General features: G+C 38.0%; 17 protein-coding genes, 1 tRNA gene and 1 pseudogene. 11 read left to right on the top strand and 8 right to left on the bottom strand.

Going from position 1 to position 22,820, the window contains the following annotated elements:
- Positions 1 to 93 precede the first annotated feature (93 nt).
- From LDL57_RS01735 to LDL57_RS01710, 6 genes are all read left to right on the top strand, one after another.
- Positions 94 to 1,461 carry an NCS2 family permease gene (locus tag LDL57_RS01735; RefSeq protein ID WP_225506880.1) on the top strand — a complete coding sequence of 456 codons (1,368 nt, stop codon included), beginning with the start codon at positions 94 to 96 and terminating at the stop codon, positions 1,459 to 1,461.
- Between the two features lie 554 nt (positions 1,462 to 2,015).
- Positions 2,016 to 3,935: a M10 family metallopeptidase C-terminal domain-containing protein gene (locus tag LDL57_RS01730; protein WP_180558927.1), complete on the top strand. Its 1,920-nt coding sequence runs from the start codon at positions 2,016 to 2,018 to the stop codon at positions 3,933 to 3,935.
- A gap of 385 nt (positions 3,936 to 4,320) precedes the next feature.
- Positions 4,321 to 5,244, top strand: coding sequence for a restriction endonuclease (locus LDL57_RS01725; protein ID WP_225506877.1), 924 nt, complete (start codon positions 4,321 to 4,323; stop codon positions 5,242 to 5,244).
- 842 nt (positions 5,245 to 6,086) lie between these two features.
- The gene (locus tag LDL57_RS01720; protein ID WP_180558925.1) at positions 6,087 to 6,767 is read left to right on the top strand and encodes a helix-turn-helix transcriptional regulator; all 681 of its coding nucleotides are present in this window, start codon (positions 6,087 to 6,089) and stop codon (positions 6,765 to 6,767) included.
- Positions 6,768 to 6,788: 21 nt separating this feature from the next.
- The gene (locus tag LDL57_RS01715) at positions 6,789 to 8,129 is read left to right on the top strand and encodes a purine-cytosine permease family protein (RefSeq protein WP_180558924.1); all 1,341 of its coding nucleotides are present in this window, start codon (positions 6,789 to 6,791) and stop codon (positions 8,127 to 8,129) included.
- Complete coding sequence (locus tag LDL57_RS01710) at positions 8,086 to 8,889, top strand: nitrilase-related carbon-nitrogen hydrolase (RefSeq protein WP_180558923.1); 804 nt, start codon at positions 8,086 to 8,088, stop codon at positions 8,887 to 8,889. Before LDL57_RS01715 ends, LDL57_RS01710 begins: the two co-directional genes overlap by 44 nt.
- Positions 8,890 to 9,434: 545 nt before the next feature.
- Here LDL57_RS01710 and LDL57_RS01705 read toward each other — a convergent pair.
- Entirely contained in the window at positions 9,435 to 9,704 is a 270-nt protein-coding gene (locus LDL57_RS01705) for a PDDEXK family nuclease (RefSeq protein WP_180558922.1), read from the bottom strand.
- A 97-nt stretch (positions 9,705 to 9,801) separates the two neighbouring features.
- Between LDL57_RS01705 and LDL57_RS01700 the strand changes: the two are divergent.
- The 3 genes and pseudogenes from LDL57_RS01700 to LDL57_RS01690 all read left to right on the top strand — a co-directional run bounded on the left by LDL57_RS01700 (position 9,802) and on the right by LDL57_RS01690 (position 16,068).
- Positions 9,802 to 13,160 (top strand): annotated as a pseudogene (locus tag LDL57_RS01700) (DEAD/DEAH box helicase family protein).
- A 116-nt stretch (positions 13,161 to 13,276) separates the two neighbouring features.
- Positions 13,277 to 14,911, top strand: coding sequence for a class I SAM-dependent DNA methyltransferase (locus LDL57_RS01695; protein ID WP_180558921.1), 1,635 nt, complete (start codon positions 13,277 to 13,279; stop codon positions 14,909 to 14,911).
- Positions 14,908 to 16,068, top strand: a complete 1,161-nt coding sequence (locus tag LDL57_RS01690; RefSeq protein WP_180558920.1) for a restriction endonuclease subunit S — start codon at positions 14,908 to 14,910, stop codon at positions 16,066 to 16,068. Before LDL57_RS01695 ends, LDL57_RS01690 begins: the two co-directional genes overlap by 4 nt.
- A gap of 286 nt (positions 16,069 to 16,354) precedes the next feature.
- On the opposite strand, the gene LDL57_RS01685 is transcribed toward LDL57_RS01690, so the two are convergent.
- The 7 genes from LDL57_RS01685 to LDL57_RS01655 all read right to left on the bottom strand — a co-directional run bounded on the left by LDL57_RS01685 (position 16,355) and on the right by LDL57_RS01655 (position 20,143).
- Positions 16,355 to 16,439, bottom strand: a tRNA-Leu gene (locus LDL57_RS01685).
- Positions 16,440 to 16,537: 98 nt separating this feature from the next.
- Positions 16,538 to 17,239, bottom strand: a complete 702-nt coding sequence (locus LDL57_RS01680; RefSeq protein ID WP_180558919.1) for a hypothetical protein — start codon at positions 17,237 to 17,239, stop codon at positions 16,538 to 16,540.
- Complete coding sequence (locus LDL57_RS01675) at positions 17,220 to 17,762, bottom strand: OrgA/MxiK family T3SS sorting platform protein (RefSeq protein ID WP_180558918.1); 543 nt, start codon at positions 17,760 to 17,762, stop codon at positions 17,220 to 17,222. The genes LDL57_RS01680 and LDL57_RS01675 overlap by 20 nt, the downstream gene beginning before the upstream one ends.
- A gap of 32 nt (positions 17,763 to 17,794) precedes the next feature.
- The gene (sctJ, locus tag LDL57_RS01670) at positions 17,795 to 18,532 is read right to left on the bottom strand and encodes a type III secretion system inner membrane ring lipoprotein SctJ (RefSeq protein ID WP_180558917.1); all 738 of its coding nucleotides are present in this window, start codon (positions 18,530 to 18,532) and stop codon (positions 17,795 to 17,797) included.
- 2 nt (positions 18,533 to 18,534) lie between these two features.
- A complete protein-coding gene (gene sctI, locus LDL57_RS01665) occupies positions 18,535 to 18,804 on the bottom strand; it encodes a type III secretion system inner rod subunit SctI (protein WP_180558916.1) in 270 nt (89 codons plus the stop codon).
- A gap of 6 nt (positions 18,805 to 18,810) precedes the next feature.
- Complete coding sequence (locus LDL57_RS01660) at positions 18,811 to 19,050, bottom strand: EscF/YscF/HrpA family type III secretion system needle major subunit (protein WP_180558915.1); 240 nt, start codon at positions 19,048 to 19,050, stop codon at positions 18,811 to 18,813.
- A gap of 31 nt (positions 19,051 to 19,081) precedes the next feature.
- Positions 19,082 to 20,143: a hypothetical protein gene (locus LDL57_RS01655; protein ID WP_225506875.1), complete on the bottom strand. Its 1,062-nt coding sequence runs from the start codon at positions 20,141 to 20,143 to the stop codon at positions 19,082 to 19,084.
- 244 nt (positions 20,144 to 20,387) lie between these two features.
- Here LDL57_RS01655 and LDL57_RS01650 point away from each other — a divergent pair, with 244 nt between their 5' ends.
- A complete protein-coding gene (locus LDL57_RS01650) occupies positions 20,388 to 21,143 on the top strand; it encodes a helix-turn-helix domain-containing protein (protein WP_180558913.1) in 756 nt (251 codons plus the stop codon).
- Positions 21,133 to 22,815 carry a type III secretion system outer membrane ring subunit SctC gene (sctC, locus tag LDL57_RS01645; RefSeq protein WP_180558912.1) on the top strand — a complete coding sequence of 561 codons (1,683 nt, stop codon included), beginning with the start codon at positions 21,133 to 21,135 and terminating at the stop codon, positions 22,813 to 22,815. The genes LDL57_RS01650 and sctC overlap by 11 nt, the downstream gene beginning before the upstream one ends.
- The last annotated feature ends 5 nt before the right edge of the window (positions 22,816 to 22,820 follow it).

Genomic DNA, 22,820 nt, shown 5'->3' with positions numbered 1-22,820 from the left:
ATCAAAGCCGGCCTAAAACAGCTAATCGTCACGTTAAATCATTCACTCGCAAACTTATTGCCTTTCAGCTAATCACTATAAGAGGTCATCACTATGTCTGCCAATTTACCGGAGGCACCAAGCGAAACACAGACGGCAACAGCGCTGGCAACATTTTTCCAAATTACTGAACGTAACAGCAATGTTCGCCAGGAAATTTTAGCAGGCATCACCACTTTTCTAGCCGTGGTTTATTCGGTGATCGTTATTCCAAACATGTTGAGCCAGGCTGGTTTTCCGCCTGACACCACCTTCACTGTCGTCTGTTTAGTTGCCGGTCTCGGTTCATTATTGATGGGGCTATGGGCAAACTTACCGATGGCTATCGGCTGCACCACTTCAATGTGCGCCTTTACCGCTTTTAGTCTGGTACTAGGACAACAAATTAGCATTCCAATTGTACTTGGCATTGTTTTCGTCATGGGGGTTTTTCTTGCCATTATCTCAATTGCCGGCATCCGTACCTGGATATTACGCAATTTACCGCAAGGTATTGCTCATGGCACCGGTATCGGCATTGGGTTGTTTATTCTACTTATTGCCGCTAATGGCGTTGGATTAATTAGCAAAAATCCGCAAGCAGGATTACCGGTTGCCCTTGGCGCTTTTACTTCATTCCCTGCCATTATGTCACTAGTGGGTCTGGCTATTATTTTTGGTCTAGAAAAACACCGCATCCCAGGCAGCATTTTATTGGTAATTGTTGGCATCTCTATTGTCGGACTAATATTTGATCCCAACATCCAATTTCAAGGCTTATTTGCCCTACCCAAACTGACAGATAATAGTGGACAATCACTAACTTTTAGCCTGAACATTGGTGCTGCCTTACAGCCGCAAATGTTACCCTATGCATTAGCACTTATTATCACTGCTATATTTGATGCGACCGGCACCCTACGCGCAGTAGCCAGTCAAGCCAACTTACTCGATAAGAATGATAAAGTTATCAATGGCGGAAAAGCATTTACTGTTGATTCGCTAAGTGCGATTTTTGCTGGCTTAATAGCCACATCCCCCGCTGCGGTATATCTAGAATCAACCGCAGGCACAGCCGCTGGCGGCAAAACTGGCTTAACCGCCGTGATGGTTGGTATGCTTTTTTTATTGATGATATTTTTAGCGCCGCTATCACTGTTAATTCCTCATTACGCCACCGCGCCAGCGCTAATGTATATTGGCTTGCTGATGCTACAGAATGTATCAAAACTCAACTTCAACGATTTTGTTGACACCATGTCTGGCCTAGTGTGTGCGGTTTTTATTGTTTTCACTTGCAATATCGCAACGGGGCTTATGTTTGGCTTTGTGACCCTGGTTATCGGCCGTATTTTTGCCAAAGAATGGCATCGGCTCAATACCAGTACCCTGACCCTAACCCTACTATTGGTCATTTTTTACTATGGTGGCTTAGCGATTTAATTTTTTTCCGAATCTGCCAGAGGATTCGGAAAAATTTTCTCGTCGGCTGAACGATTTTTTATTGCAACAATGTTACAGATTATTATCCATAATAAAATTAAATCCGCAGTCATTTTATATGTCAATTTTTATTCAATTTAACCAATCCCCAAGCCTGACAACAATAACCACACACTAAATAGGTGAATTTTTTAGTTATAACCCATTGATTAATAGTATAAAATAAGGTCAGACCAGTGTAGTAATTTTGTTACTCAATAAGGTAAAAAAGATATTGTTTTAATCTAAAAACAGAAAGAGTTTGATGATAAGTTTTATTCGCTAACGGTAGCTTATGCGATAACAACCGGCGCATAGGTAGATCGTAATCAAGCTATTAATATCGCATTTTAATAACAATTTTTAAACATTCAAATTCTATAGACTGAAAGCAAAAAGGTTCCAAATGACTGCTTATCAATAGCAATAATCATAAAATAAGAAACCTCATAAGCACGAATGGGAGCAATCAAAATTAATAGTTTTTAATTTATAAATTGGAGACAGTTAGAATTATGGATAATTTCTTATATGGAAAAAATAAAGGGTGGAACAGCGTTAAAAATTTACTTAATTATCAAAAAAATAATGCTAAATTAATTAACAACAACAAACCATCTTACGATATCGATAAAGCGGCAGAACATCTCTCAAGAGACGCTTATAATCAAGAATGGGCAAAAAAACATACAAACAGTGAATCGTTAACTATTACTTACACTTTTACCAATTGGCAAACATATTCCCCAGGATCATATCAAGGTGTCTATAACCCGAAAGGCCTAACCCCATATCAGCAAAAACAGGCCAAACTTGCCCTACAGGCCTGGGAAGATGTGGCTAATATAAAACTGGTTAAAGTCAATTCGGCGGAAAAAGCCATGATCGACTTTGGTTATTATGATGGTTACCCGTCTGAGCAAGCCCATACCCAGATAAAATCAAATCCCCACTGGAATTACTCTACTAATAGTTTCGATACCGACATCAAAAATACCGTTTGGTGCAATAGTAATAGTACTTCCAACCTAAAACATCCCACATTAGGAGATTATGGCCGTTATACTTATATTCATGAAATAGGACACGCATTAGGATTACCCCATCCCGGTGACTATAATTCTACAAATGGCGGTTATCAACAAAATGCTCAATATAAGGAAGACTCCCGTCAATTCAGTGTAATGAGTTATTGGTCGGAAGCCGAAACCGGCGGCGACAACCACTTTCATCACTCTGCTGCGCCTTTGATGCATGATATTGCCGCCATACAAAAAATTCATGGCGCCAACACCTCCATCCGAACTGGTCATGACATTTACGGATTTAACTCCAACACCGATAGAGATTTTTATACCCTCACCGACAGTAACCAGAAAGCGATTTTTTGTGTCTGGGATGGCGGCGGTATCGACACCTTAGATTTTTCCAAATATTCCCAAAATCAACGCATTAACTTAAATGAAGGTTCTTTTTCCGATGTCGGTGGCTTAAAAGCCAATGTTTCCATCACGCAGCACACCACGATTGAAAATGCGATAGGTGGTTTGGGTAATGACGTGATTGTCGGCAACGATGCTAACAATACCATTGAAGGGGGTAAAGGTGACGACATCATCTATGGCGGCAAAGGTAGAGATATGTTATGGGGTGGTAATCGTAACGCAATTGCGCCCAAGAAAAAAACAGATGACCAACTAACTGATGATGAACTAACTAATGAAGTAGACGATTTCATTGATGAAGAAGAGCCGCTAGAGGATTATTGTGATAATGAGGTCACTAATCCTTGCTGGACAACCTCACCATGGGGAGGATACAACGGAAATTCTTACTGTCCTTGGACAAAACCATCCTGCGGCTATAACAGTTATCCTACATCATATTATTCGGCTCCGACATTCAATGGCTTTACTTATAGCTATAACTGGCCTTGGCAATATTACGGCAACAATATGGCTTATAATGCCGGCTACCTAAATCAACAAGGCTATTGCAATAACAACAACTACGGTTACTGTAAGCAACCTGCAAGAGCTAACCTAATTATTGATAAATATACCGGGGGTAATAATAGTTCCTATTATTACAATGATCAAAAAGCGCCAAAAATTAGCAATGGCAGCGACAAAGATATCTTTGTTTTTGCCAGCATCGAAGATTCGCCTTTTAACAATCCAGATGTAATCATGGATTTTGAAACCGGCATCGATAAAATTGATCTGACTGCCATTATATTACTTAATTCTGACCATTACCGTATTGCCCCCCATCTCGTCGACCACCTTCCGCAAAAAACAGGAGAAATGCAATTGACTTATGATAAAGAATTTAACTTAAGTCAATTGTTGTTAAATGCTGACAATGATGACACTCCCGACTTTGCGCTGGATATCTATGGCGTTGTCAAAGAAAGCGATTTTATGCTGGCATAATCGTAAAACGGTGAGCCAAGCTCACCGTTTTTTTGGGTGCTGGTTGTGGTTGATTCCTCTCTTCGCAAAAATAATGCCTTCCTTGCTGGCCGTATTAATAACAGCCATTACAGCTATTTTTACTGCAATATAATGAGAGAAATTGATCTATTTTACTGGTTAGCTTAACTCTACCAGCGTAAAATAACGGGCTCAGCAACTTATAAATTAGATGAAAAAGTAGCTCTATTCTTTAGCTGACTTTGCTAGCTATGGAATGTTCATTTGGTTATTGAAAGCAACCACCGGCCAATGATAGTTTACTTTAGTGTTTAAATCGTAAAATTAGACAACATACTATCAATTATTAGGTCTTCCTATTGGCCATGTTAGTTAAGAGGATCCTATGTCATTACCTACTTATGACAAATTCATTGAGCCTGTATTAAGAGTTCTACAAAAGTATCCACACGGGCTACCGGCAAAAGAGGTACACGAATACGCTGCTGATTTTCTAGGGCTAAACGATGAACAACGTTCTGAAGTTATCACCAGTGGTCAACTTATTTATAAAAACCGGGCTGGATGGGCACACGATCGACTGAAAAGAGCCGGACTTTCTCAAAGCCTATCCCGTGGAAAATGGTGTTTAACCGACAAAGGTTTTCAATGGGCTGAGCAACACCCCACTCCCTTAGATAAAAAACTGGTCGATCATATTACTTTCGATTTTGTCGATATTTTACTTAAAAAAAATGCAGATATTGCTCCATTGAATAATGATATTCCTTCATCAGCAAAGATTGCTGCTTATGAAACCAGCAGCCCTGATGATCGACTTGATGATGCCTATCAAGAAATTCGTCATGCAGTTGCTGAAGAACTACTTAGTAACCTACTACAAGTCTCTCCAAACCGCTTTGAAATTATTGTTCTCGACATTCTCCACCAACTCGGTTATGGCGCTAATCGTGAGGATTTACAGCGCGTTGGCGTTGGTAGTAGCGGGGATGGTGGCATTGATGGAATAATTTCATTAGATAAACTTGGATTAGAAAAAATCTATGTACAAGCTAAACGCTGGCAATCTACTGTTGGTAGACCTGATTTAAAAACCTTCTATGCTGCCCTTGCGGGGCAAAAAGCCAAAAGAGGAATATTTATTACAACATCCTCATTCACGACACACGCTTTAAACTTTGCAAAATCGGTTGAAGGAATGGTGTTGGTTGATGGTAACCGTTTAGTAAATCTGATGATAGATAATGAAATTGGCGTAAGTTCGAGAATAATAAAATTACCGAAAATAGATACGGATTATTTTGAATAAGTCAATTATTTAATATCATTCTTTCTTAACTAAAATATTAAGACTAAAAACAAGCAATATCCCTTTGCACCTCTGACATTCAACTGTGCCATGAAACAAATTTAACTCAGAATAAGCAAAAAAAACCAACCTAAAACAGAGATTACTTAACAATCATATAATTATTTTTCATTAGGCTATTTTTTTGTTGCCTATTGGTATCAACCGCTAAATTAGTTCCCTCATATTGATTTTGTCTGGTTTTTATTCAGTTTTGGTAACAAACGAAAATAACCAACTGCTCCATTCTTCACAAATAACGTTATTTCTAATTTAGGCAATTAGCCATTATTTGATTAAGCAGGTTTCGAAAGATACTATTTCACTGCACACTTATCATGAGTGCTTTTTTAATATTTTTTATCAGACTCTAGTTAATATTTTATTTTTTTTGATATTGCAGATAATAAATAACTAAATTTTGCCGCAATCTGCTCTTGCTATAGGCAATAGATAGTGATTTTTTATTGCTATTTTTTCCATCGGCGAACGCATTATTTTTTTATTCATTTTGTTTATTAGATAGGTATTTGTATGGCTAAAATTTGTGCAATACATTAGTTTAATTATTTAGATAAACTTATTAATCTAATTAATGCTAGTTTATCTGGTTTAATAAAAAAATAAACAAATAAAATCAAATATTTACATCAATTTGCTGCAATAATGCACAAATAATTTATTAGAAAAATTTCCATTATGTCCAGAATTTATTTATATTAAGACGCTATCCTACAAGGAATAAATTGATTATTTATAGGTAATTCATGAGTATTATTGAGTCCTATCGGCGGGAGGAAATAATGGATGTGAAAATATCACCTCAGCTGATTGCTATGTTTGAAAACAATAGCGATCCGTGGGGAATAAAAATTTTTGACGGCGACAAATCTATTCATTTTTATAGTAATCCTCAAAACTACAGGTTATTTAATTTACCTACTAATTTTAAATTATACGGCAAAAGTGATGGCGAAATACCCCATCCCATTGCTGAATTCTCAGAATACTTTCAAACCCATGATTTTGAGACACTAAAACAGAAAAGAAATATCATTTCGATTGATATTTATCCTTATGGCGAAGATTCATTATTACAACCTTACGTTTGTGAAAAATTTCCGTTTATTATCGACGGAAAATGTGTTGGCGTTATGTTTCATTCAAGAAAGATGGAATTATTACCTTTTAGGAAATTTAAAAATTTTGGTAAAATTCATGGCACAACAGATAGTCTTATTGAAACTAAATTTACCAAAAAAGAATTAGAAGTTATGTTTCTGGTTGCCCATTCGTTTAACCCAAAAGAAATTTCTAAAATGCTTTGTGTTAGTCATCATACCATTAGCAATAAATTACAATCTATCTACCAAAAATTGGGGATTAGCTTTCGGGAGCAACTTATAGAATATTGTATTAATAAAAATATTCATAATAAAGTACCGATGCGATTCCTCAGACCGCGCAGCTATTTATTTGACTAAATAATATAGAGAAATATAGACATGGATAAAGAACACTCCCTTGAAAGGATTCCACCTTCAGCACGCTCTGATTTATTTTCTGTTGTTTTAATTCGTATCGGTGCCAATACCTCATTATCGCAGTTTATCCTGGGTGCAACATTAGGCCACGCAATGACATTTTGGCAGGCAATGTTAGCAACGCTACTGGGTAGCTTAATTCTTGAATTTATAGGTCTAGGATTGGGTCTTATAGGATGCCGGGAAGGATTACCTACCAGTGTGCTGTCAAGATGGTGCGGCTTTGGCCGAATAGGCTCAACTATGATTGGCTTTGCTATCGCAATAAGTTCGCTCGGCTGGTTCGGTGTACAAAATGGTGTTTGTGCCAAAGCCTTAGAATATGTATTAAACGGCAAGCTTGATTTCGGCTGGTGTGCCACAATTTCAGGCATATTTATTACCGTACTAGTTGCTTGCGGATTCAAAGGATTAAGTCTAACCGCCAAAATAGCGGTACCTTTATTTTTTGTTGTTATGATTTGGGTGACATTTAATACATTAACGACAATCGACATTAAAGAATTAATCAATATTATTCCAGCAGAAAAGGACACGATGACCTTAAGCGCTGGGGCAACCATGGTCGCCGGTGGATGTATTGTCGCAATACTAGTAACCCCTGACATCAGCCGATATTGTCAGAATTCAAAAGATGTTTTTTGGATGTTAACAATTTCCATCATTGTTGGGGAATTTATTGTCAATGGTGTTTCTATATTGATCGCTAAAGCGATGGGTACAAGTGATGTAGTGAACATCCTTATTCAAAATGCAGGCTGGATCGGTGTAATTTGTACCATTTTGGCAGTGGTTAAAATAAATGATATTAATCTTTATAGTGTCTCTCTTAGCATGAGCAATGTTATTGAGTGTCTAACTGGCAAGAAAACCAATTATGTTTTATTGACGCTAATCGCTGGTGCTATTGGAACTTTCTTTACCGTTATCGGTATTTTAGACAATTTTGTTGAATTTTTGATAATAGCTGGCGTTATTTTCCCACCGATAGCGGGGATAATGCTAACTGACTACTATATCCTGCGCACTAATAGAGATTTGCTTGATTCAACCCGTAAAGAAGGCAAGCTACCAAATACTGCTGCTACACCATTGATAAATTATGCTTCCATTATTGCCTGGGCTCTAGGCTCTATCGCTGGGATGACCATAACTATGGGTATTCCATCAGTTAACTCGATATTTATCTCTGCTGTGATATATTTCTGCTTATCTATTTTAAAGAATTTTTTCAATAAAATACCCAAAGAGATAAAAAATGATCAAAGTTACAATAGCTCAGACGGACGCAATTTTAGGTGACAAGGATAAAAATTTACAAAGATTAGAGTATTATTGCTATAAGGCTAAGGAAAACAATGCGCAAATTATTTGTTTTCCTGAATTAGCGACTACTGGATATTCACCATCATTACTAGGAGAACAATATTATTCACTTAGTGAAACCAAAAATGAACAGACAGATAAGCTATTTAGCCAATTATCCAGCAAACTTAATTTAGTCATAATTTGTGGTTTTATAGAACGCGATGATACAACCGGTGAAATTTATAATTCTGCCGGTATTTGGATACCCAATAGAGAAAACTGGTTGGCTGTATATCGAAAAATGCATCTATTCCATTATGAAAAACTATGGTTTACGCCCGGTGATAACTTGCCGGTTTTTGATATTGGTATCTGTCGTATTGGAATCATGATTTGTTACGATGCTGGATTTCCTGAAGTTGCCAGAACTCTGGCAACTAAAAAGGCTGATATTTTATTCATGCCATCCGCTTGGTCAGAAAAAGACAAAGATATTTGGTATATAAACACCGCTTCTCGCGCGTTAGAAAACACAACCCATTTAGTAGCAGTCAATCGCTGGGGAAATGAAGGTAATATAAATCTGTTTGGTGGTAGTCGAATTATTGATCCAAGAGGAAGAGTTATTGCTAACGTTTCGGAAAAAGCAGAAGATACTCTCTGTTATGAAATAGATTTAACTATGCAAAAACAGATAAGAAAAACATTAAAATATTTAACGGATAAAAAATCAAACTATACACCTTATTTATAATCATCTAAAAGAGTTCTCTTTTTATCGCTTTCATATTTTTACACTGTAGTATATGTAGAGCATAAAAACATAATAAAATTAATATAATTTTCTATAAATTAATAGCTAAAATGCATATTATTGCTTTTGGCTATTTAAATTATCTATTTATATTATAAAAAATATCCCACCTATTAAATTGGTTTGCATAAAAATAAAAATAATAAATATTAATAATTAATCTTTATTATAACTTATATCTATTATTTATTTTCTCTAATCAAATTAAATATAATTTATTTATTTTAATTTAAAAAAACTTATTAATAACTCTATATTTTTAATAACCATAGTAAAAGCAAATTTCTGGATATTCATCTTTACGGTATATATAACACTAACTATCTAACAATTTGCTGGTTAATTAACACTACTACATAACTTGATACAAAATACCTGCTTTAATATATTGATTTTTTATCTCGCATAATTAAATAAAAATTAGCTTTTTGATGGCTAAAAAATTGCAATACTCAATCCAATTTAATGATTTGATCTCTTTTTGATCAGGGCGGAGGGTTTAGTGGGTTAGGTTTTAATTTTTGGTTGCTAAGGCGGCATGATGCAATTATATCGATATATATAAACCAATCTGCTGATATTGTAACCGCTCTACCTGCACCGGTGTTACCCTCTAGAGATAGCTCTGTATGTTGATCAACTAGCTGGTCACCATTAATCAAATCAATCGGAGAGACTCTGTCAGGACCAACCTCTTTCATTTCAGCCTTAGTGAAACCACCAGTGATAATAAAAAGTACCCTACCTTCTTCCATGATTAGGAAGATGTGTTATATACTTCCTTAACTAGCCGATTGAATGTGATATTCTTTCCAGAAATCCTGTTATATCCTCGACATAAGGCAATAATTAGTGGAGCAGTCTCGCAATTTTGAAATGTTGCGTAGCCAGTGGCCAGAACTGGCCGAGCTCGGATTTACCGCCGAACAATATGTTCACTCCGATCCTGAAAGCTGTCTTGTGAAGCTACGTAATTACACAGAATTGATGGTGCGTTGGTTGTATCGCCAGGAGCGTTTGCCTGAAGGTTTTAAGGCAAATTTGTACGACCTAATGAACGCCAATATATTTACCAGCATGATGCCAGAAGCCATCATCATGAAAATGGATGCTCTGCGTATCCATGGTAACCGTGCTGCACACGGCGGACGCATTAAAGCCAAAGATACTTACTGGCTACTCAAAGAAGCATATCTGTTAGGCATTTGGCTCTATGTCCGCTATGCCAACGGCAATGTTGATGACAGCCCTAAATTTACTCTTCCTCCGTTAACTCAATCACCTACGCGTGCTGATGAAAAACGACTGGAACAAGCTATCAAAGCGCAGAATGAAAGTCGTGAGCGTGAGTTGGCATTGCAACGCGCCCTACAGCAAGAGCAGGAAAAGGCTGAGCTTCTCACCCAACGTCTGAATGAAGCCAAAAATCGCAACCAGCATGTTGCCGATATTCTCTCTATAGATGAGGCCGAAACACGCCGCCGACTGATCGATTCTCGCCTGCTGGCAGCCAATTGGGATGTAGGGGAAGAACTCAAGAATACTGATCAGGTAACCCAAGAACATCCTGTCAAAGAGCAACCGACATCAACCGGTGATGGCTATGCAGATTATGTATTGTGGGATGAGGCACATAAACCATTGGCGGTAGTCGAAGCTAAAAAAACTAATGTAAATGCCGCACAGGGGCGAATTCAGGCTAAACTATACGCCGACTGGCTGGAGAAAGAATATGGCCAGCGCCCAGTTATCTTCTACACCAATGGTTACGATATCTGGCTATGGGACGACCATAAAACTCAGGGTTATCCACCGCGCCGAGTATTTGGCTTCTATAGTAAGGAGAGTCTGCAATATCTTATCCAGCAGCGCGAAACACGATTACCGTTAAACAGTCTGTCACACGTTAAAGATAACGAAGGTAAAGCGGTAGCAGGACGTTTGTATCAGTTGGAAACCATCGCTCGCGTCAGCGAACGTTTCACCAATAAATATCACCAGTCGTTGATCGTTCAGGCCACCGGCACAGGTAAAACTCGTGTAGCAATTGCGCTCAGCAAGCTAATGATTGATGCTCGCTGGGTAAAACGTGTTCTATTTCTTTGCGACCGTAAAGAGTTACGTAAACAGGCGGCAAATGCCTTCAATCAGTTTACTAATGAGCCGTTGTATGTAGTTGGTAAATCGAAGAAATCTGACCGGCAGAATGCCAGGATCTACATCGCTACCTATCCCGGCATGATGAAAATTATGGACCATTTCGATGTGGGCTATTTCGATCTCATCATTGCCGATGAATCCCACCGTTCTATCTATAATGTCTATGGTGATCTGTTTAAATACTTCGATGCGCTCCAAATTGGGCTGACGGCAACGCCGATCGATATGGTAAGTAAAACGACTTTCGGTCTGTTCGGCTGTGAAGGGCGTATTCCTACTGCGAACTACAGCCTAGAAGATGCCATCGCTGATAACAACTTGGCGCCTTATGAAGTTGTCACGCACACGACAGAATTTCTGCGCGAAGGCATCAAACGGGAAAAATTGAGCGACCAGCAGATCCGCGAACTGGAAGAACAAGGAATTGATCCCAACACGCTGGAGTTTGAAGGAAAATCGCTAGATGAGGCAATCTACAACAAAGATACCAACCGCTATATTCTGCGCAACCTGATGGAAAATGGACTCAAAGATCTGGACAACCAATTACCTGGTAAAACCATTATTTTTGCGCGCAACCATAAGCATGCGCTACTACTCAATGAATTATTTGATGAAATGTACCCACAGTTCGCCGGACGTTTCTGCCAGGTGATTGATAACTACGATCCCGTGCCGAGCAACTGATCGATGATTTTAAAGGGCTCGATGAAAGTACCAATAAAGAGCTTACCATCGCCATTTCTGTTGATATGCTCGATACCGGTATTGATGTCCCGGAAATTGTAAATCTAGTCTTTGCCAAACCGGTTAAATCAAAAGTGAAGTTCTGGCAGATGATTGGTCGCGGTACGCGCCTTTGTCCAGGACTGTACGGCAATGACGGCAACGGCAAGTCACTGGATAAACAAAAATTTCGCATCTTCGATCACTGGGGCAACTTCGACTATCACGAACTGCACAGCGAAGAGGCCGAAGTCAAACCGACAAAATCCTTAGCACAAAAACGCTTCGAAGCATGGGTAACCTTGGGCGCTGCAGCCCAGCGTAAGTTCGACAAACAAGCGGTAGATTTGGTTGCCCATTAACTTCGTCAACAGATCAATGCCCTAGATGAAAAGTCGATAGCAGTCCATGAAAAATGGCAACAGAAAGCGCAGTACAGCGATGAAAAAGTCCTGCGTCAGCTTTCGCCAAAAACGCAGCAGGATCTGCTTTCTGTTCTAGCACCTTTGATGCAATGGGTGGATGTCCGCGGCCAAAGCGAAGCTATGCATTTTGATATAGACATTCTGACGGCACAAACCGCCCGTTATACCAATGCGGAAGAGTTAGATATGCTTTGGCCTGCAATCGTAGAAAAAGTGGAACGGTTACCGCCACACCTGGCTCAAGTACAGCAGCAGGGACAACGCATTAATCAACTCCGTGATTTGGACTGGTGGAAGAAAGCCAGCCTAGAAGAGCTAGAAGATATCCGCATTCATCTGCGCGGCATTATGCATTTGATGGAGAGAGATGAGATAGCAAAATTCCCTGCAATACAGGTAGATATTACGGAAAATGCCAACCTGATCCAGACCGAAACCCGCAAAACCAATATTCGTTCGATTGATTTTAAGCTTTATCGCCAGCAGGTTCAGGGCGCGCTCGAGCCATTGTTCGAGCAAAATTCAGTGTTGAAAAAAATTCGCAACGGCGAACCAGTAACGCCAATCGAGCTGGATGAACTGGCAAAACTGGTGCTAATTCAGAACCCCAATATCGATATCCGGGCACTGAAAGCGTTCTACCCACAGACAACCGCCAGTCTGGATAAACTACTACGAACCATTATCGGCATGGAAAATGAGGCGGTAGAGGGCCGTTTTGCGCAATTTGCTGCTGATAGCAATTTGACCAGCCAACAGCTACGCTTCTTGTCTCTGCTAAAAAATCATATTCGTGATTACGGTACAATCGAGATGAGACAGCTTTTTGAGCAACCCTTTACCCATATTCACAACGAAGGCGTTACAGGCGTATTTCCGGACTCGTCACAGATCACTTGACTACAAAAGATAATCGAAGAACTGTCTGTTGTGACCGACGCAACGACGCTATAATGCGTTCATGGCAAGCCCCGGCAACGGGGTTTTTGTATTTATAACAGGATTGATATTAATAAATGATTACTGGTGACTTAAAAAGTAAAATTGACGGGCTATGGGAAGATTTTTGGGTAGGTGGTATAACCAACCCGCTGACCGTTATCGAACAGATCACCTATTTAATGTATTCCCGCATGCCAGATACGCAAGAGCAAAGAGACGAAAAACGCAAAAAAATTGCTGAGGTAGACTTCAAACCACGCTTTTCCCCACTGCAACAGGAATTTCGTTTTAGCCACTACAGTAACCTTGGCTCAGATGAGATGATGGAAGTGGTACGCGACGGCGTATTCCAGCATTTCCGCCAACTTGGCCAAGCTGACGGTATGAAGGTAACGCTGCTGGGTAACTTTATGAAAGATGCCCGTCTGGAGATCATTAAATCATCGCTATTAACGAAAGCTGTTGAAGTGATCAAAAACCTACCGTTGGATCGAGGCGACACCAAAGGCGATCTCTATGAATACCTATTAAGCAAACTTACGACTGCCGGGATCAATGGCCAGTTCCGCACGCCGCGCCATATTATCCGCACCATAGTCGAAATGATGGAGCCTAACCCGGCGCGTGGTGAGACAATTTGTGATCCAGCCTGTGGTACCGGTGGTTTTCTGGCAACCAGCTATGAATATTTGCTGGAAAAATACAGCTCACTAGAATCGATCCATACCGAAAAAGGCATCAATGAACGTGGCGAACTGGAAGAGCAAAAAATATTTACCGGCGATTTACTAACGCAGTGGCGTAAGCATGTGGATAACAACATGTTCCACGGCTACGATTTTGATACCACCATGCTGCGCATCGCCGCCATGAACCTGATTATGCATGGTGTGGAAGAGCCGGACATCCACTATCAGGACACCATGAGCCAGAGCTTCAGCAGCAACTTCCCACAATCCAGTAAAAACGCCTTTAACCTGATCCTAGCGAACCCACCATTTACTGGTTCACTGGATGAAGAGGATATTGATCCTACCCTATCGGCAATGGTGAAAACCAAAAAAACCGAGCTACTGTTTCTGGCGCGGATCCTACAAATGCTGAAAGTGGGCGGACGCAGCGCGACTATTGTACCGCAGTGCGTACTGTTTGGCTCCAGCAAGGCGCATCAGTCACTGCGTAAAACGCTGGTAGAGGATAACCAGCTAGAAGCCGTCATCAACCTACCCTCTGGCGTCTTTAAACCTTACGCTGGCGTAGCGACAGCAATCCTCATCTTCACCAAAGGTGGGCAAACGGATGAAGTCTGGTTCTACGACCTGCAAAATGACGGCTACAGCCTAGATGACAAACGTAATCCGATAAAAGATAACGACCTGCCGCATCTGCTAGCCAGTTGGAAACACTATCGTACTTTGCGCGGACTGCCAGTTGATAACTTTATGGGCGAAAAATTTGCCTCGTTACTGAAACAGCAGTACCCAGAAGGAATTGATACTGATATTGATTTTAAAGATCGCACACAAGCAGCGTTTGTGGTGCCAAAAGAGGACTTAGCCGCGCAGAAATATGACCTATCAATTAACCGTTATAAAGAAATCGTGTATCAAGCAGAGGAATATGAAGATCCAAAAGTGATACTACAGCGGTTAAAAGAGTTGGAAAAAGAGATCCTGGCTGATTTGGATGAGCTGGAGGGGATGCTGTGAGTTCAATAAAAATAATGCCCTTGGGAAGTTTTCTTACAGTTTCAAAAGGGAAAAAATATACTATTTCTCAGTCTCCTTCATCTACAAGCCATAGATATATCCAGATAGATGATTTGAGAAATAATAATAATTTAGTTTTTACCGATGACCTAAATGGGATTACAGTTACAGCTAATGATCTCATTATCGCATGGGATGGAGCTAATGCTGGGACTGTTGGCTATGGGTTGATAGGTAAAATTGGAAGCACTTTGGCAAGACTGAGAATAAATCCTAAATATGATATCGAAACACGTTATGTCGGATATTTTTTAAAATCTAAGTTTCGAGAAATTAGAAAGCATTGTACAGGGGCAACAATTCCTCATGTTAGTAAAAATTTTTTGTTAAACTTATCCATCCCTCTGCCCGAAAAAAATATACAGAAAAAAATAAGCAATATTCTCGATAAAGCTGATAATATCCGCCAAAAACGCAAGCAAGCCATAAAATTAGCTGATGATTTTTTGCGGGCTACGTTTTTGGCGATGTTTGGTGATCCGGTTACGAATCCGAAAGGATGGGATGTGAAGCCTCTTGTCTCTTTAGTGGTAGGGAAATTTCAAAATGGAGCTTACTTTCCTAGGGATAAATACTCTAAATACGGTATTGAAATGGTTCACATGACTGATGCATTTTACGATATTATTCAACGGGGTAGTCTAAAAAGAGTTCAGGCTAGCGATGCTGATATAGTGAAATATATTTTAACTCATGAAGATCTAATGATATCTAGGCGCTCTCTAAATTACGAAGGAGCTGCCAAACCCAGTTTGATCCCTCAGTCGGACGAACCATTGATTTTTGAATCTTCGATGATTCGTATAACTCCAGATAAAAACCAAATTGATAAGCGGTTTTTATTCCATTATTTGTCAGATCCGTTAGTTAAAGATCACTTCATTCGAAAATTCGTTACTGGTGCGACTATCAAAGGAATTAGTCAGAAAAATCTTGAGCAGGTTAGAGTAATAGTTCCTCCAATGGAACAACAAAAAAAGTTCTTAGGCATTGTGCATATGTTAGAAAAATATAAGCAAAAACTTGGCGAAAGTGCTATAGGCATAACCGGGATGTTTAGCGCACTAAGCCAACGAGCTTTTTTAGATCAGCTATAGGAGTAAGTCCAAATGAACTTGTTTGACCCGTTGACAATTAAACTTATTTGCCCGCGAAGGCTGCTCAGCCAGCAGTTTGTTACCCGTTTCGTGCAAAATTATCTGGCAAGCATTGAGTTTCATTTTGGGGTATAAATCCTGATCGAATTGACAGGCTCCCGATTATGTCCCAAATGAAGTGTAGACTACAAGAGACCAAGAACGAACACGAAATAGTGTAACTGACTTGTTTTTAAGTTGATTATGAAATTAGAGACTTCAAAAAAACATCAAAATAGCTGTTTTATGGTGCCGAAGGCCGGACTCGAACCGGCACACCCGAAGGCGGTTGATTTTGAATCAACTGCGTCTACCAATTTCGCCACTTCGGCAGTGAGGGAGAATTGTGGAAAACGGCGCTATTATACTTGTCATCTCGTCAGGCGCAACTGTTATTGTTAGGCGATGGCGTTAAGTGCTTAAAAAGCAATCATCTATCTGATTTTGGCAAGTTTTGCTCACTGAGTGTCAGATAGTGTTCAAACTGTTGTTGTAGCGTTTTGGCTAAGTTTTCTTTCAATTCAGTGATGCAATCTATTTGCTGCTGGTTACTGGCGGTGATCTGTTTATCGGCGATGATGTTTTTCATCATTTCGCTTACACTTTTTTCCGGCGAGAAGTAGAGAATTTCATTAGCCATTTCTAGCTTTATGCCGTTTTCTTTGTGGTGAGTGAGTTTTATGTTGCTAAATTTGTCTGACCAGCGATCAGATAATGTAGCTGCCAGCTTTTCCGGCAGATAAATTTTGCTTTGCTGTTGTAGGTCAATTTTGGCCATTAAATTAAGTAACAGTTGTTCAATTACCGGTTCGGTTAATAAAAATTGAATTAATGTTTGCTCTATCTGTTTAATTATATCGTTATAAAGGGTGTGATTTAGGGTTTGGTATGCCTGAATAAATATAGCTAACGCGGTAGATGTCTGGCTGATGCCTTGGCAATAGCCATTAATTTTAGCTTGGTTAAATATTTTTTCTTTTTCTGTCTGCGCGGCAATAATTATTTTCTTGGCCTGTTTCTTAGCCTGGCTGATCAGTCGTTCATGATAATCATGGCTCTGTTTGAACTTAGCGCGGATCAATACATTATCAATCGCTTGAGTCAATAATTTTTCAGGTCGTGTAGGTAACATAATTAAGCGTTGCTTTTAATAATGAGTAATTAACCGGTAAAACAGTATTGGCTTGGCACTGTGGATAATTTTTATTAAACAGTAAACTAAAGCGGGCTGTTAATGCCAAAGAGCATTTTTCAATTAATGGTAACATTGCCCACATACCATACTTTGTTAGTTCTTCTGGTGAATAGGATGTGGCAATTAGCGGGACAATTTGTTGTTTTTGCGGCGGCAACAGCAGCCTGGCCCAGGATAAAAATTGTCTGAATGGCTCTGGCAATTGTTTGAGTTGATTGGCAATCATCAGTTGCGGTAACTGATATAAACCACCTAAATATAAAGCCGCTATTGGTAGCCTAGACCAATAATTAATATATAACTGTGCGGGTAAGTTATCATCAAGATCAAAATCAAGCGCTGTTGGCAATTGGAAGCGCACCATTACCTGTTGATCATAGATCCGTTTTTCCGCCATCGTTAACTTATCATAGGGTGGGTAACCAAATGAATGATGAATATAACTGGCTGGTTGGTACATTATTGTTTGTATCAAATTAAAAGTTTGTTGTTTCAATGTTGTTTAGCTGTGGTTGCTGATCTACGTTTAATGCCCCAATAGATCACGCCACCCACTATTATTATGATAAAAAATAATAGAACATATAAATAATATGCTCCGCCAGATACATTTTTTTCAGTATAAGAAGGAATTGTTGGTGATATTTTATGAATTAAGAACACCGTAATATATTGCGACTCCAATTCACTAATTGCATTTTTAATAAATGCTTTTATACCCAATTTTAATTCATCAACATCTTGGTTTTCATCATGATAAAATATGATGACGGAGGCTTTCATCGGTGCCTGGCTACGGCTATTAGCAGCAATAGGATAACTAAGATGGACACGCGCATCAGCTATTTTGTCCAGTGCCATTAAGGATTGTTCAAGTCGCTGTTCAATACCTGAAATTAACCTGGCTCTTTCAATTTGTGGCGAGTTAACTAAGGCATCAGCAGGGAATAATTGGGAAATCTCAAGCCGTTCTGGCGAAGGTAATTGATATTCTTGTAATAGTTGTACCGCAGCAGGCAAGTCCTCTTTCGCCACATTAATTTTATAGAGCCCTTTTCCTTGTGCACTTTTACTGACCGTGATGTGATGTTTTTGCAAAACTGCCAGTACTTCATTTGCCTGTCGTTGATTCAGCGAATTAAGTAACGCTTCATCATGACAACCAGATAAAAGCAAAATGAGAAGAGATAGCGTGATAAAAAAGCGCATATGGCGAAAGAGTCTTGTCACAGTTATTGCGCCTTTATAACCGTTTCAACGGTTGTTAATGCCTTACGAGCTAAGGTACTTAATAATGACATTTCAACCTGATAATCATGTGTAGTTTGCTGTATAGCAAGAAGTGAAGAGAGATCGTCTGTTTGCAATGTATCAGTAACTTGCTGTTCAACTTGATAGTGTTGGCGATATGCCTGACTAATAACCTGTTGTAACGTCATCGATTCCCCTTCAGCAGGTTCAGTCATGGCAGAAATATTACTTTTATTATTAATATTCATCATTTATCCTTAACGCATATTACCCAATATAGTCTGTGCATTCTCTTTGTGTGTCTTAATAGTCGTTGACATATAGTTCAGTAAAACACTGTATCCCGCCATCGCAGCCTGAAATTCAGCCAAATCCGCTGAATTGGATGGATCTTTCTTCAATCTTTCAACCGCATCTTTAATACATTTTTGATAGTCATCAGATGTCGCTTTAGTCTTTTTAAGTATATCTCCAATAGTACTATTATTAATTGACATACAAGGATCTCCTTTCCAATAATGTTAATAACTAACCAGCGGGAAAGTATCGGTGTTCCGGCTGAACGAAAATATATCCCTTGGTACTTTTAAGTTGCGTTTTTTCTAATTCAGTTTCCTGCTCTTCAGGTAATAGAAATTGAAAAAAATTTTTTCCTAGTTGAGTCTGATAAGGTTTTAATTGCGATTTCAACTGATAAATTTCGTCTTCCGTAAGAACTTCACGCAATTGAATAATTAATCCTTTCTCAGACAACCATAATTTATAACTTTTTACTATATTTGAAATTTTATTATCGACATAATTAATTAAATCAGATAATAAAATAGCATTCACATTAAATTGACATGGTTGATATTTATTTAATAATTCCTTAATCATTTCTTTAGTTGTTTTATTCTGATAAATAAAGGAAATACTATTATAATTTACTATATGGAAATAAAAACGTTCCGTATTAGAAATAGAACTATTAATTTCATCAACAATTTTTTTTATATTATTTTTTTTATTCAAAAATTGTTCACAATCAAATGCTTGTGAATGATTAATAACTCCTTTAGTAAATAAAAATTTTTTATTAATATTAACTTCATAAGAGAACACATAATAACAGAATAAAAATAAGACAAGCAATAAAAAAGTGGTTGCTATTTTTATCAAGTAATTTTTATTTGATTTATAGGATTTCTCAATTAAACAAGATAAATTCTCACACTCATCACACCATTTTTCATCAATTTTTTTTATCGCAAATAGCGGTATTTTTTGCCAGAAAGTTGGGTAATTGAATTTAGCTTCCAATGACTTAGCTGGTTTATTTTTTTCATTTATACTATAGCAAAAACTATCCTGTTGATTATCAATATTAGGCAAAATAACGTCAATAATAATCAGCTTATTTTGCTGATGGGTGGGTACATAGAGTTGTATAAAATCCTTATCATTTTTATTATTATGTTGCTCTGACCATTGACAAATACTTTGTTCATCACCAACTATAAGTTGATAGTGACCAGGTATTAACGAAAAAAGCGTACCACTGAGTTTCCCAGTAAAAAAACGAATTACATAATTATTATTTATATTCATAAAATTTATCTATATTGAAATTATTAAAATATTTAATATACCTTTATCATTATTTATATTGAAAAATTATAAAAGAAAAAAATACATCAAAGATTAAATTTGATTTTTTTTATTTATATATTTATGTTTTTTTTCTTATGAAGAGTAGTGTATCATTTTAACAAAAAATTTAAAGCTAACAAGTTAAACATCATATTATAAAACTTACTTATATTATAAATAAGATTTATCAGGGAAGGAATATATGAACTATTTTATACCTAAAAATAAAATAGATATTAATAATATAAACATTAAATATTTTTTATTTTTATATATCCCTAATAATTCATTTGGAATTGTAAAAGACAAACAGAATCAATATTATCATTTAACTGATAAACAAATATTTTTATCCCTTGAACAGGTTACAACAATAAAACCTAGCCATAACCAGTGGACAATAGAAAAAGCAGATATCTTTTCTTGTATAAAACTGGTTGCTTACATCGATTATGCTTTAGCTAATCACAATCTTCCCAATTATTCTAATCAATCAGTAGTTACTAAAAATCACATGTATATTCTCGATGCTTGCGCGGGAAAAGATATTCAAACTTTACTCATCAATACTTTACTAACTCCTTATCGGACGCCATTGCAGCCATTAATTGAAGCGATGAGAAATCATGAATGCTATTGGATTACCCGTCACTTACTTAATCAAATGAAACAAAATATTAATAATATAACGGAAATTCGTCTGAAGTATGGCGTTTCAGAGACCCATTTTCGGCGCCTTTGTCATCAATATTTAGGTCTATGTGGTAAAAAACAGTTACGTTCATGGCGCGCTACTTCAGCAATCTTATCAATAATTCTAAAAAATAAACCCCTAACCAATATAGCTTTGGATTACGGTTTTAGTTCCGCTTCACATCTTTCAAAAGAGATAAAAGTTATTTTTGGTGCCACACCTAAGTCATTTAGATTGATAAGGAAGTCATTCTATGAAGATTAGCCCGTTATTGCAGGCCATCGTTTCCTGTTGTTTTCTATTGATGGTTTTTCCTAATCAAGCAACGACATTTTCGAATTTAAAAGACGATGTTTTACTTAAAGAGCAGATTGAACAGGACAATGAACTATTTATTGCCGTTGATAGTCGGGTTGAGCAATTTTTTGACGTATTATCCGATAAATTGAATAAACCTTTTATTCTTAGTTCAGCAGTAAAAAAGAAGCGAATTTCAGGTCGATTTGATGTTTCATCCCCCAAAACCGCTTTTGATACCTTCGTACGTAGAATGGCATTTATCTATTTTAATGATGGTAACGTCATCTATATTTACGATGGTAGTGAAATGAAACAACAGATGCTTAACCTGAAAAAGATCGATTTTAAGCGCGTAAAAGAGTATTTATATGCCATTGGTCTTTACGATCCACGTTATCCTTTACGCGGTGGCAGCAATAATAAAACCTTTTATGTCTCTGGGCCGCCAATTTATGTGAAATTGGTTCAAGCTGCGGCAGAATATCTGGATCAAGAAGCACTCCAATTAAAACAGGATATTATTGAAGAAAAACGCTTTGGTAATGATTATGTTCACATTTTTGCTTTAAAAAATACCTTTGTCACCGATAGAAGCTACTCGATTCGGGGGGAAAAATTAGTTTTACCTGGCATTAGTACAGTTCTACAACAACTTTTTCAATCCAATAGGCAAACCGCAAATCAAACTGATAAAAAAATTGCTAGTATTGACGAACAATATGAACCAGATCCCTCCTTTGTTACCCGTATCGGCAAAGAATCAATCGAGTTAGTGCCTTTGCCTGGTTCGAACAGTCTGTTAGCCAAGGGCAGTATTCAAGGTATTCAATTGATCAATAAAATGATCCAACGGCTAGATCAACCGAAACGGCAAGTTGAGCTGTCATTATGGATCATTGATATCGCCAAACATGAAGCGGATCGGCTAGGTATTGATTGGCAAAGCAGTTATCACTCTAAAGATGGTAACTTTTTACTTAATACCAGCGATATTAGCGCTGCTGCCGGGATCCACTTTTTAGCCAAAATACGGGCAATGAGTCTGGAAGGAAGCGCGCAAATGGTTTCCCGCCCTATTATCCTAACACAAGAAAATACGCCGGCCATCTTTGATAATAGCACTACCTTCTATGCTCAAGTACGTGGAGAACGTATTGCCACGTTAGAGTCAGCCACATTTGGCACAATGATCAGTGTCGTCCCTCGCCTTTCGCCTACCGGCGATGAAATTGAGATGGTTATTAATTTGGAAGATGGCGCTGAAAAAAAAACCAATAGCGGTGAAACAGAAAAAATCGATGCGTTGCCAGTTATTAATCGTACCAATATCAGTACAGTGGCTCGTGTTGCCCAAGGCGATAGTCTATTGATTGGTGGTTATACCAGAGAAGATATTGATTCCAGTGAGAGTAAAATCCCATTACTTGGCGATATTCCATGGTTAGGTGGATTATTTCGCTATAGCAGTACAACCAATAAAAAAATGGTGCGTATTTTTATGCTGCAACCCAGACTGGTTCAGGGAAAAAATCTGTTAAATGATTCGCTGGGAAAAAATCCATTTAAACCGAGTGATCCTCAAACACAGGCCGCTATTGACCTGCTTTATACTTATATCAATAAAGAGAATAGGTAATAAAA

It is taken from the genome of Arsenophonus apicola, assembly GCF_020268605.1.
GTDB classification, from domain to species: Bacteria; Pseudomonadota; Gammaproteobacteria; order Enterobacterales; family Enterobacteriaceae; genus Arsenophonus; species Arsenophonus apicola.
Note: the sequence above shows the minus strand (reverse complement) of the source record. Positions and strands in the feature narration are given on the sequence as shown.